Raw genomic sequence first — 12,350 nt, 5'->3', positions numbered from 1 at the left:
CTGCGGCGGAATATTTGGTTACACTAGTCAAAACACGCGATCGGGGCGTTGAGCGTAAAATCCGATTGCCTCAGTACCTTTTGCCGACTTGCCAGGATCTTCCCTTGAAAAACGCTTTCGCCATTGTAACCCTCTCTGCCTTGCTGTCCGCGTGCGCCGTGGCGCCGCAAAAACAGGCGGAACCAGCCGCCGCCGCGCCCGCCGATGCGGCAGCGGAGAGCGCCGCGCCGGTCGCCGCCGCGCCGGCCCCGGCCGAGGAAGCGCTGCCCAATGTCGACCTCACCGGCGACATGCTGTTCCGCATCACCAAGGCCGAGCTGGAATTCAAGCAGGGCAATTGGCAGGGGCCGTACATCACCATGCTGGCGCTGGCCCAGCAGACGCGCGATCCGCGCCTGGCGCGCCGCGCCGCCGAGATGGCGCTGACCGCCAAGCAGGGGCCGGAGGCGCTGTCGGCCATCCGCCTGTGGCGCGGCCTGGCGCCGAACTCGGACGAGGCCACCCAGTACTTCCTCGGCTTCGCCGTCGTCAACGACGATTTGAGCGAGGCGGAGCAGATCTTCGCCGAACGGCTGAAGGCCGCGCCGCCGCAGGCGCGTCCGCTGGCCATGTTCCAGATGCAGCAGTTCCTGCTGCGCGCCAAGGACAAGGCCGCCGCCTTCGCGCTGGAGGACCGCGTGCTGGCGCCCTACAGCGACACGCTGGAAAGCCATCTGATCCTGGCGCAGGGCGCCTTCACGCTGGGCGACAACGAGCGCTCCCGCACCGAGGCCGAGCAGGCGCTGCGCATCAAGCCCGATTCCGAGCTGGCCATCCTGACCACGGCGCAGGTGTCCGGCGATATCGACACCGCGCTCAAGGTGCTGTCGACCTTCCTGGACAAGTACCCCAAGTCGCGCGAAGTGCGCGCCGCCTACGCCCGCATCCTGGCCGACGCCAAGCAGACCGAGCCCGCCCGCCAGCAGTTCCTGATCCTGCTGAAGGACCAGCCGGACAACATGGCCACGCTGTACGCGCTGGGCGTGATGGCGATGCAGGCCAACGACATCCCGAACGCGGAGAAGTACTTCACCGACTTCGTCAAGGTGCTGGCCGACCATCCGAACGACGAGCGCGACCCGTCCAAGGTGCTGATGATCTTGTCGCAGATCGCCGAGCAGCGCAACGACCTGGACACGGCCTACAACTGGCTGGACAAGGTCGACGGCGCCGACGAGAAAATCTACCTGGCCGCGCGCATGAAGATGGCGCAGCTGACGGCCCGCAAGGGCAACGTCGACGAGGCGCGCAAGCAGCTGGCCGAGCTCAAGCCGACCGAGGCCGTCGACCAGGCGCAGATCTTCCAGGCCGACGCGCAGATCCTGCGCGACGCCGGCGACCACCGCGCCGCCTACACGGTGCTGGAAAACGCGGTCAAGCGCTACCCGGACAATCCCGACCTGCTGTACGACTTCGCGCTGGTGGCCGAGAAGATGGGCCAGCTGGAGCTGATGGAAAAGGCGCTGCGCCAGGTGATGATCGCCGCGCCCGACAACCAGCACGCCTACAACGCGCTGGGCTACTCGCTGGCCGAGCGCAACGAGCGCCTGCCCGAGGCGTACTCGCTGATCGACAAGGCCATGAAGATGGCGCCGGGCGATCCCTTCATCATGGACAGCATGGGCTGGGTGCAGTACCGGATGGGCAACCTGAGCGAGGCCGAGGCGATGCTGCGCCGCGCCTACGCGCTGCGCAGCGATCCGGAAATCGCCGTGCACCTGGGCGAGGTGCTGTTCGCCAAGGGCGACCAGGCCGGCGCCCGGCAGATGTGGCAGGAAGCCCAGACCAAAGACCCGAAGAACGACGCGCTGAAAAGCACGCTCGCCCGTTTGAACCAAAGCCTGTAAGCGATACTTGATGACCTTATTCAACCTGCGCCGCCGCGCCCCGGCCGCCATGCTGGCCGCCGCGCTGACGGCTTCCGTGCTGGCCGGCTGCGCCACCACGTCCGCGCCGCGCTCGGCCGCCGCGGTCGCGCCCTACCAGGACAACGTCGATCTTGGCGGCGGCATCGCCATCAACTACGTCAAGGACGGCAAGCGCGAATCGGCGACCCTCGGCTTCACCTGGCACCAGACCAGGACCGCCACCGATGTCACGCTGATCTCGCCGACCCGCCAGATCCTCGCTGTCATCAGCGTCACGCCGGGCCTGGCCACGTTGAAGCAAAGCGGCAAGGAGCCGCGCTCCGCGCCCGACCTCGACAGCCTGACCACGCAAATGCTGGGTTGGACGCTGCCGGTCTCCGGCCTGCGCGAGTGGCTGCAAGGCTACGCCACCGACGCCGGCGGCAAGCGCTTCGTCGCCTCGCCGGCCAACGACACGGTGGTCACGCGCGACGGCTGGAAGGTCGAATACGCCACGTGGCAAGACGACACCGCCGCCGTGCCGCAACCGAAACGCATCGACCTCACGCGCCTGGGCGCGGGGCAGGTGGATGACTTGACGATACGCATCGCCATCCGTCCAGGCACCGAATAAACCGCACCATGAACTCACTGAAGAATTGCCCGGCTCCGGCCAAGCTCAACCTTTTCCTGCACGTGAACGGCCGCCGCGCCGACGGCTACCATCTGCTGCAAACCGTGTTCCAGCTGATCGACCACGGCGACACGCTGCACTTCGACCTGCGCGACGACGACCGGATCCGCCGCGTGACGGACCTGCCCGGCGTGCCGGAAGAGAGCGACCTGATCATCCGCGCCGCGCGCCTGCTGCAGGCCGAGGTGCTGCGCCGCCAGGGCGCGCTGCCGCGCGGCGTCGACATCGCCATCGACAAGGTGCTGCCGATGGGCGGCGGCCTGGGTGGCGGCTCGTCCGACGCGGCCACCACGCTGATGGCGTTGAACTATTTGTGGCAGGCCGGTCTAAGTAAGGAAGAGTTGATGGCGCTGGGCCTGCCGCTGGGCGCGGACATCCCGTTCTTCATCTTCGGCGAGACCGCGTTTGCCGAGGGTGTGGGCGAGGCCATGCGTCCGGTGCGGGCGCCGGATTGTTGGTATGTCGTCATCGAACCGGGCGTCGCCGTACCGACGGCTGCAATTTTTTGCTCGGAACATTTGACAAGGGACACTCCGGTCGTCATAATAACGGACTTTTCCAGCCACCTTGAAAAACAAAACGGTTTTAAAGGGTTTGGAAAGAATGACTTGCAGCAGGTAGCAACGAAGTTATTCCCGCCGGTGGCAGAGGCGATAGGATGGCTCGGTGCTTACGGCGATGCCAGGATGACTGGCTCCGGTGCTTGCGTGTTCTGTGCGGTGGCAACCGAGGAAGAAGCGGATGCGGTGCTTGCGAAAGTACCGACAAAGTGGAAAGCCTGGAAGGCCAAAGCGCTGGATCGCCACCCGATCATCGCAAAGTTGTGAGGCAGTAAAAAAATTTGGCTTAGCGTGAAAATGGCTGTAAAATACCGGCCATGTAACGACAAGCAGTCAGTTGCGTAGGGGAATCGCCAAGCTGGTTAAGGCACTGGATTTTGATTCCAGCATACCAAGGTTCGAATCCTTGTTCCCCTGCCATTCGTTTGTATCTGGACCCGTCGAGGCGAAGTTAGTCTCCGGCCGGATAAGGCAAAGATGGCATCGCCCCAGAGCGAGCCATTCAACTAAGTTTCAAGTACAGCGCCGCGCGGCTTCCGCTGGCGACTTTTCAAAAATTTTCATCGACTATCTCTGGGACTCCCAATGGCTTTCGAAAACCTGATGGTTTTTACCGGCAACGCTAATCCTGCATTGGCAGAAGGGGTCGCTAAAAATCTCGGCATCCCTCTCGGCAAGGCAAACGTTTCGAAATTCTCGGACGGCGAAGTGATGGTTGAGATTAACGAAAACGTCCGCGGTAAAGACGTCTTCGTTCTGCAATCGACTTGTGCTCCAACCAACGACAGCCTGATGGAGTTGATCCTGATGGTCGACGCCCTGAAACGCGCGTCCGCTGGCCGTATCACCGCAGCTATTCCTTACTTCGGCTATGCCCGTCAAGACCGCCGTCCGCGTTCGGCGCGCGTCGCGATCTCGGCCAAAGTGGTCGCCAACATGCTGGAAGAAGCGGGCGTCGAGCGCGTCCTGATCATGGATCTGCACGCGGACCAGATCCAGGGCTTCTTCGATATCCCGGTTGACAATATCTACGCTTCGCCGATTCTGCTGGGCGACCTGCAGAAGAAGAACTACCAGGACCTGCTGGTGGTGTCGCCGGACGTCGGCGGTGTGGTGCGCGCACGCGCCCTGGCTAAACGCCTGGGCTGCGACCTGGCCATCATCGACAAGCGCCGTCCGAAGGCCAATGTGTCGGAAGTGATGAACATCATCGGTGAAGTCGAAGGCCGCAACTGCGTGATCATGGATGACATGGTCGACACCGCGGGCACGCTGGTCAAGGCCGCCGAAGTGCTGAAAGAGCGCGGCGCGAAGAAAGTCATCGCGTACTGCACGCACCCTGTGCTGTCCGGCCCGGCGATCGAGCGCATCACCAGTTCGTCGCTGGACGAGCTGGTCGTGACCGACACGATCCCGCTGTCCGACGCGGCCAAGGCTTGCGGCAAGATCCGCCAGCTGACCTGCGCACCGCTGCTGGCAGAAACGTTCAAACGCATCATCAAGGGCGATTCCGTGATCTCCCTGTTTATCGACTGAGATAAACGATTTAGCTAGTTTTTAACGGCGCGACAAGCGAAAAATGCTTGTCGCGCCGTTGTACTTCCCGGTTTCATGAGCGCAGTCAGCTCATTTTCGAAGCACCCTGGTCGCGGGGGCTTCATAACACGGGGCGCGAGCCCTGTTATTTTTGGAGTTACACATGAAAGTTGTTGCATTCAAACGCGAATTGCAAGGTTCCGGAGCGAGCCGCCGCCTGCGCAATTCGGGCCAAACCCCTGGCATCATCTACGGCGGTACCGAAGCGCCAGTGACCATCTCGCTGGACCACAACGCGCTGTACCACGCGCTGAAAAAAGAAGCCTTCCACTCGTCGATCCTGGATCTGGAAATCGACGGCAAGACCCAGCAAGTGCTGCTGCGCGACTTCCAAGTCCACGCATACAAGCAACTGGTTCTGCACGCTGACTTCCAGCGCGTTGACGCTTCGAAGAAAGTGCACATGAAAGTCGCTCTGCACTTCGCCAACGCTGACGTGTCCCCGGCAGTCAAACTGCACGGCGCCACCATCAGCCACGTCGCCAATGAAATCGAAGTTTCGTGCCTGCCGAAAGACCTGCCAGAGTTCATCACCGTCGACCTGTCGAACATCGACGTCGGCCACTCGCTGCACATCAACGAACTGGTTCTGCCAGCCGGCGTGACCGCTGTGACCCACGGCGCCAACCTGACCATCGCTACCGCTTCGGTACCGGCCGGCCACGTTGCTGCTGAAGCCGCTGCTACCGCTGAAGCTCCAGCTGCTGAAGCCAAGCCAGCCGCCAAGGCCAAGAAGTAATCACTGACGCCGCCTTCGGGCGGCAGCAGGAGAAAACCCCCGCCAGTGCTCGATGCCGGCGGGGGTTTTTGTTTTTCGGCGATAATCACGTTTCCCTTTTTCAGACCACACGTCATGCCTATACGTCTCATCGTCGGCCTCGGCAATCCGGGCCCCGAATACGAACAAACCCGCCACAACGCCGGCTTCTGGCTGGTGGACAACCTCGCCAACGACATCGGCGCGCGCCTGCAGCGCGAGACCAAGTACAACGCGCTGATGGCCAAAGGCGTGGTCGCCGGCCAGGAAGTCTATCTGCTGGAACCGCAGACGTATATGAACCGTTCCGGCCAGTCGGTGGGCGGGCTGTGCCGCTTCTTCAAGATCCAGGCGGACGAAGTACTGGTCGTGCACGACGAGCTGGACCTGATGCCCGGCGCGGCGCGCCTGAAGAAAGGCGGCTCCTCGGGCGGGCACAACGGCCTGAAGGACATCACCGCCGCGCTCGGCACGCAGGATTACTGGCGGCTGCGGCTGGGCATCGGCCACCCGCGCACGCTGAGCCTGCAGCAGCAGGTGGCGGACTTCGTGCTGCACCGTCCACGGCGCGAAGACCAGGAGCTGATCGAGCAAGCGATCGACAAGTCGCTGCTGGTCATGCCGCAAATCGTCGAAGGCAAGTTCGAAGCGGCCACGATGAAGTTGCATACAGCCTGAGCCGGTGTAGACTCTGGGGTCAAGTCTGACATTCGGACACGGCCTCTGCCGTGGGCTGGGGGTCAAGTCTGACATTCGGACACGAACTCAACCCTAGGTCCCGCCTACGGTTGAGTTCGTGTCCGAATGTCAGACTTGACCCCCGTGTGGCGCAGCTGAGCTCGTGTCCGAATGTCAGACTTGACCCCAGTCCAACCACCAAGGAAACCGCCGATGAAGCTGCTCCCGCTTGCCGCATTGTTGCTCGTCCACGCCGCCCAGGCGCAGGATGCCTCCGCCGTCTCCAGCCAGATCAACGGCATGTATCCCAAGCTCGACGCGATCTACAAGGATCTGCACGCGCATCCGGAGATCGCCTTCCAGGAAGAACGCACGGCCGCCAAGCTGGCCGCCGAGATGCGCGCGATCGGCTTCGAGGTGACGGAGAAGGTCGGCAAGACCGGCGTGGTGGCGATCTACAAGAACGGCGCCGGCCCGACCGTGCTGGTGCGCACCGAGCTGGACGGCCTGCCGATGGAGGAGAAATCGGGCTACGCCTACGCCAGCAAGGCCCACGCGCTGTTGGACGGCAAGGATACGATGGTGGCCCACAGCTGCGGCCATGACGTCCACATGACCGCCTGGCTGGGCGCGGCGCGCGCGCTGGTGGCGCTCAAGTCGCAGTGGAAGGGCGCGCTGATGTTCATCGGCCAGCCGGCCGAGGAGACCGTCAGCGGCGCCAAGGCCATGCTGGACGACGGCCTGTTCAAGCGCTTCCCCAAGCCGGACTACGCGTTCGCGCTGCACAGCTGGCCGCTGGCCTACGGCACCATCGGCTACAACAGCGGGCCGGTGTCGTCGAACTCGGACGCCATCGAGATCACCTTCAAGGGCCGAGGCGGCCACGGCTCGGCGCCGGACAAGGCGCTCGACCCGATCGCGATCGCCGCCCGCTTCGTGGTCGATGTGCAGACCGTCATCAGCCGCGAGAAGGATCCCAAGGAGTTCGGCGTGGTCACTATCGGCGCGATCAACGGCGGCACGGTCGGCAACATCATTCCCGACACGGTGCGCGTGCGCGGCACGATACGCTCATATAGCCCGGAAGTACGGGCGAAACTGCTGGCCGGCGTGCGCCGCGTCGCCAACGCCTCGGCCGCGATGGCCGACGCGCCGGCGCCCGATGTCGCGCTGATCGCCGGCGGCGCCGCCATCGACAACAGCGACGCGCTGGTCAAGCGCACCGAGGGCGTGCTGAAAAAAGCCTTCGGCGACGCCAACGTCGCGCGCATGCCGGCGATGACGGCCAGCGAGGATTTCTCGGCCTACGTCAACGAGGGCGTGCCGGGCATGTTCTTCTTCACCGGCGTGTACGATCCGAAAGCGGTGGCCGAGGCGGCCAGGCCGGGCGGCAAGCCGATCGCCTTCAACCACTCGCCGTACTACGCGCCGGTGCCGGAGCCGTCGATCAAGACCGCCGCCGAGGCGATGACGCTGGCCGTCATGAACGTGATGGGCGCAGCAGGCGCCAAACCATAAACGCCAGCACGCCCACGCCCAGCAGCAGCACGCCCCACAGCACGATCAGGCGTTGCCGGGCGGCGTTGGCCGCTTCCACGGCGGCGCTCGCTTCGCTGGCGCCGCTGCCTTGCTGCTGCGTCGCCGGGCCGGCGCCGACCTGTTCCAGTTTCTGCAGTTCGGCGTCGGAGAAGCCGGGCGCCACCTGGTTCAGCTCGCGCACGGCCGGCAGCGCGTGCTCGCGGCCGACCGCCAGCGTGTAGGGACCGTTGCCGCTGGCGAGGAACACCAGCGTGGCCGGCTGCCAGTCCAGTCTCAAGGCGGGCCTTGCCGTGGTTGGCGCCATGGTCCGCAGCACCCATTGCGTCGCATGCACGGGCGGCACGTCGATGTCGCCCGAGCTGCGCACCTGGCCGCCCTGCGTGATGCGGTAGAACGTCGAGCTGACCAGCGGATCGAAGCGCCAGGCGGGGCCTTGCGTGGCCTGCCTTGCCGGCAGTTCGCGATAGCTGCCCAGCGTGCCGGACAACACGATATTCGGTTCGCCGAATTGCAGTCCGGCCTGGTCCGGCGCGACGGCCGGCGGCACGGCGTAGACCAGGTCCTGCGCCTGCCGCCCCGCCACCGCTTGCACCAGCAACTGTTCGCCCGGCGGCGGGACGTCCGTCCGCACCAGCTGCTCGGCCGTGATGGCGGCGAACTGGAGCGGCGTGCCGCTGCGCCAGCTCAGGCGCGCGTAGCGGAAGCTGCGGGCGTCGAATTCGAGCCGGTCGTTGGCCAGCGTTTGCGCGTCCTGGTTGACCAGCCAGTTCAGCTCGGCGGCGCCGACGGTGTCCCAGTGCTTCATGTCGGCGCTGGTCTCCAGCCAGACTTGCGCGCTGTACTCGCGCTGGCCGGACGGCAGCGTGAAGCGCAGCGCGCCGACCGGCTTGCTCGCGCCATCCTGGCCGAGGTCGAGCACCAGCCCCGTCAGGCGCGGCGGTTGCACGGACTTCTCGCCGCTGCCGTCGGGACGCACCTTGACCGACAGCAGGCGGCCATCGGCGGCGGTGCTCACGTCCAGGTCCAGTTGCGAGGCCGAGGTGGCCGTGCCCATCAGCGGGAAGACCGCCAGCGGCAGGTCGTGCCGGCTGGTGCGGGTCGACGGCGCCGGCGTGCGCAGCGCGAACGGTTGCGGGGCGCCGCCGGCGTCGAACACGCGTATGTCGTCCAGCAGTGGCGAGCGCGCGTGCAGGTAGACGTCCTTGGGCAGGCGCAGTTGCAGCACGCCCTGTTTGGCGCTGGTGGTCAGCGGAATCAGGTGGGTGTAGTCTTGCGGCGCGTCGCTGGCGGCCGCCGTGGCGATGGCCGACGCGGCAGCCGCCGCGATCAGGAGTTGTTTCATGTGCTTTCCGTTTCTGAAGGGTAGGGCGCCAGGTAGCCGATGCCGACCATCAGCGCGCCCACGCCGACGAAGGATACGATACGTTCGACGCCGCCCACGTTCGACAGGTCGACCAGGAACAGCTTGGCCACCACCATCGCCAGCAGCACCGCGCCGCCTATCCACACGGCGCGCAGCACGCGCCTGGCGGCGTAGCGCATCATCAGCAGCGCCGTCACGCTCCACACCAGCGACAGCATGGCTTGCACGAACTGCGAGGCGAACATGGCGTCGAATTCATACGGCACGTGCATGTAGTTGGAGACGGTGCGCAGCAGCGCCAGGTTGAGCCAGCCATAGCCGCCCAGCGCGGCCAGCAGCGGCAGCGGCGCCACCCAGTTCGGCGGCCATGCGGTGAGCAGGTTCTTGCGCAGCGCGCCGCCTGCGTCCATGTCGCGCAGCAGGCGGTAGCAGCCGTAGGCCATCAGCATGGCGAAGCAGGTGGTCAGGTCCAGCGGGTTGAGCAGCGGGACGTAGGGCAGCGGCGCCATGGCGCCATTCTGCGTCAGGTTCCAGACCGCCACCAGCAGCAGCGCCCAGCCGCAGGCCAGCGGGATCAGGCGGTGCCGGTACCACGCGGCCAGCGGCGCGACCGGCCAGCCGCCGCTGCGGCCGCGCTGCATCATCCAGCCGACGGCGGCCATCATCAGCCAGGCCGGGATGAAGCGCGCCCAGCTGGCGCTGGCCTCCCAGCCCGAGTCGGCCAGCAGCTGGGCTTCGGCGCTGTCGGCGCCGTGCAGCCAGCGCGTGATCCATATCGCCGCGACCGGCCAGATCATCAGCCACGGGCCGCCGGTGCGCACGATGTGCAGCAGTTGCAGCGGCAGCGTGCGCAGCGTCCAGCCGCTGGCGGGCCAGACGCGCAGCAGCCATTCGCCGGCCAGCCACAGCGCGGCGTAGGCCAGCCAGGTGGACGCGGCGGGCAGGCGGTTGCCGAGGTACAGGCTGCCCAGCATGAGCGCGCTGGCGGCGGCCAGCGCCACCCAGGCCGGCGCGGTCAGCGCGCGCAGGCTGCGCCATTGCAGGCGGCGCGCCAGCGCGACGATGCCGACCGTGCCGGCGGCGACCAGCATGCCGTAGATGCCCGGGCCGAGGATGTCGTCGCTGCGCCATTCGCCGGTGGTCAGCAGCTGGTAGCGGATCGACAGCCAGCCGGCCAGGCTGGGCAGGATCAGCGCGAACCACCAGCCGCCGGCCCACAGCATCGCCAGGCGCGACAGGCCGTAGCTGTTGGTGCCGGGGTCGCGGCCGTCGTGCCGCATCAACGCCCAGGCGCTGAACAGCGCGCCGGCGCAGATCATGGCCGCGCCCAGTATCGGGCGGTCGAACAGGTCGGGGGTGGCGTTGGTCCAGTTCCACTGGCCCAGCGCCAGGACGGCCACCATCACGCCGGCGACGGCCTGGGCGATCAGGGCCAGGCCGCTGGCCAGCCGCCACGCCATCTTGCGGGCGATGAAGTACAGCGTCGCCGCCGCCACCAGCGCGCTGAGCACCAGCAGGTTGGCCTGGCTGGCGCCGTCGGTGCGCAGGAAGATCTCGGTCCAGGCGCCGGCGATCAGCCAGACCGACGCGAACGTGAGGAATAGCGCGGCCAGCGCGGTGAACAGTTTCGATTCCGCGTCCTGCTGTGCGCGGAAGCGGGTCGCCATCAGGAAGGCGGTGAGCGACAGCAGGATGAAGCCCAGCCACAGGTTCGATTCCATCGCCCGCTCCGGCGACAGGCCGCTGACGGTGCCGAAGAACGACAGCCACGCGCCGGCCTGCACCAGCAGGCCGAACATCCAGGCCAGCTTCTGTTTCTGGCGCAGCCCGATCCAGACGATGCCCGCGCCCTCCAGCGCCCAGGCGGCGGAGGTCCAGCGGCCGTCGAGCGCGAACGGGATCGCCAGCGTGCCGAACACGACGCCCAGCGCGAGGAAGGCGTCGGCCAGCAGGGCGACCTGGTCGCGCCGGCGCAGCACGGTGGCCAGGCCGATGTAGAACAATCCCAAGGCCAGCGCCGAGTAGGCCACGCCGAACGGGTAGCCGTGCACCAGGCTGAACTGGAGGCCGAAGCCCAGCATCGGCGTGCCGAACACCAGCGTGCCGTCGACGTAGTTCTTCAGCTTGACCGATTGCCGGCGCGCGTAGGCCAGCGGGATCGACACGTAGAAGGCGAAGAACAGCAGCAGGAACAGCTGCACCGACAGATAGTTCTCCGGTGCGTAGCGCAGCACGCCCCAGGCGGTGCCGATGGCGAAGGTGAAGGCGAAGCCCAGCAGGTTCAGCGGGCGCCACGAGCGCAGCAGGGCCAGCGCGAACACGCCGGCGTTGAGCAGCGCGTAGTACGAGAACAGTCCGATGTGGCTGCCGCCGCCGGTGGAGGCGAGGATGGGCGCGGCGAAGCCGCCGACGATGCCGAAGATGGCCAGCCACATGGCATCCTGCAGCACGGCCAGCAGGCAGGTGAACACGGTCAGCACGAACAGCAGCGCGAAGGCCAGCGAGCCGGGGATCAGCTGGTACAGGCGGAAGGCGCCGAAGGTCACCAGCATCAGCACGGCCAGCGCGGCGCCCTGCACCGGCAGGGCGATGGCGGGACGGCTCAGGCGGATGCGCCAGCCCCAGGCCAGCAGTGCGATGTCGGCCAGCACGATGCCGGCCAGGCGGAACTCGATCGGCACGGTCACGCGCGCGGCCGCGTACTTGAGCAGGAAGCTGACGCCGATGAACAGGATCAGCAGGCCCAGCTTGGCGACCAGGTTGCCGCCGAACAGCCAGGCCTTGGCGGCCAGCAGCCAGCGCGGCGGTGGCGTCGGCTCGTGCCGGGGCGCCGGCGCAGGTTGAGGCGCTGGGGCAGGCGGCGGCGGTTGGACTGGCTCGGGCGGAACGGCGAGTGGCTCGGCGGGCGTGGGGGCCGCTTCCGGCTTCGGCGCGGCGACCGGCGCCGGAGCCTTGGCGGCGACGAGTACCTGTGGCGGCAGCGGAGGCGGTGGCGGGGCCAGGATGGTGGTCGGCGTCGGCACATCGGTGGACGCAGGCGCGGGAGGGCGCGCAGGCTGCGCCGCCTGCGGTGCGGCCTGCGGCGATACGGCGACGCGCTGCATCGTGGTTTGCGCCTCGCGCAGCGCATCGACTTCGCGTTGTAATTCCGTGGCGATCTTGCGCGCCTGCCGCGCCTCGGTGCGCGCGCGCCAGGCGATACTCAGCGTAAAAATGCTGAAGATGAACGAAAGGAATCCCATTGCGCGCCCCGCTGATAACAATATTGCAAAATATC

9 protein-coding genes and 1 tRNA gene are annotated in these 12,350 nt (G+C 66.4%); 8 read left to right on the top strand and 2 right to left on the bottom strand.

The window, feature by feature from the left end:
• Positions 1-104: 104 nt before the first annotated feature.
• From HUX88_RS15535 to HUX88_RS15500, 8 genes are all read left to right on the top strand, one after another.
• Positions 105-1,886 carry a tetratricopeptide repeat protein gene (locus tag HUX88_RS15535; RefSeq protein ID WP_176362371.1) on the top strand — a complete coding sequence of 594 codons (1,782 nt, stop codon included), beginning with the start codon at positions 105-107 and terminating at the stop codon, positions 1,884-1,886.
• Between the two features lie 10 nt (positions 1,887-1,896).
• The gene (locus tag HUX88_RS15530; protein ID WP_176362370.1) at positions 1,897-2,520 is read left to right on the top strand and encodes an outer membrane lipoprotein LolB; all 624 of its coding nucleotides are present in this window, start codon (positions 1,897-1,899) and stop codon (positions 2,518-2,520) included.
• A gap of 8 nt (positions 2,521-2,528) precedes the next feature.
• On the top strand, positions 2,529-3,407 hold the full coding sequence (gene ispE, locus HUX88_RS15525) for a 4-(cytidine 5'-diphospho)-2-C-methyl-D-erythritol kinase (RefSeq protein ID WP_176362369.1): 879 nt from the start codon (positions 2,529-2,531) through the stop codon (positions 3,405-3,407).
• 76 nt (positions 3,408-3,483) lie between these two features.
• Positions 3,484-3,560: transfer RNA gene (locus tag HUX88_RS15520), tRNA-Gln, on the top strand.
• A 165-nt stretch (positions 3,561-3,725) separates the two neighbouring features.
• Positions 3,726-4,676, top strand: a complete 951-nt coding sequence (locus HUX88_RS15515; RefSeq protein WP_117014417.1) for a ribose-phosphate pyrophosphokinase — start codon at positions 3,726-3,728, stop codon at positions 4,674-4,676.
• Positions 4,677-4,839: 163 nt separating this feature from the next.
• Positions 4,840-5,475, top strand: coding sequence for a 50S ribosomal protein L25/general stress protein Ctc (locus tag HUX88_RS15510; RefSeq protein WP_161090906.1), 636 nt, complete (start codon positions 4,840-4,842; stop codon positions 5,473-5,475).
• 114 nt (positions 5,476-5,589) lie between these two features.
• Positions 5,590-6,171, top strand: coding sequence for an aminoacyl-tRNA hydrolase (pth, locus tag HUX88_RS15505; RefSeq protein WP_117014415.1), 582 nt, complete (start codon positions 5,590-5,592; stop codon positions 6,169-6,171).
• Positions 6,172-6,384: 213 nt separating this feature from the next.
• A complete protein-coding gene (locus tag HUX88_RS15500) occupies positions 6,385-7,689 on the top strand; it encodes an amidohydrolase (protein WP_176362368.1) in 1,305 nt (434 codons plus the stop codon).
• Here the strand turns inward: HUX88_RS15500 and HUX88_RS15495 are convergent.
• Together HUX88_RS15495 and HUX88_RS15490 are read right to left on the bottom strand one after the other, a co-directional pair.
• On the bottom strand, positions 7,652-9,052 hold the full coding sequence (locus HUX88_RS15495; protein WP_176362367.1) for a DUF3999 family protein: 1,401 nt from the start codon (positions 9,050-9,052) through the stop codon (positions 7,652-7,654). The genes HUX88_RS15500 and HUX88_RS15495 overlap by 38 nt on opposite strands.
• Positions 9,049-12,315, bottom strand: coding sequence for a DUF2339 domain-containing protein (locus HUX88_RS15490; RefSeq protein WP_176362366.1), 3,267 nt, complete (start codon positions 12,313-12,315; stop codon positions 9,049-9,051). Before HUX88_RS15490 ends, HUX88_RS15495 begins: the two co-directional genes overlap by 4 nt.
• Positions 12,316-12,350 lie beyond the last annotated feature (35 nt).

It is taken from the genome of Duganella sp. BJB1802 (assembly GCF_013369445.1).
GTDB lineage: Bacteria > Pseudomonadota > Gammaproteobacteria > Burkholderiales > Burkholderiaceae_D > Rugamonas > Rugamonas vulcania_A.
This window is presented reverse-complemented; position numbering and strand designations above follow the sequence as displayed.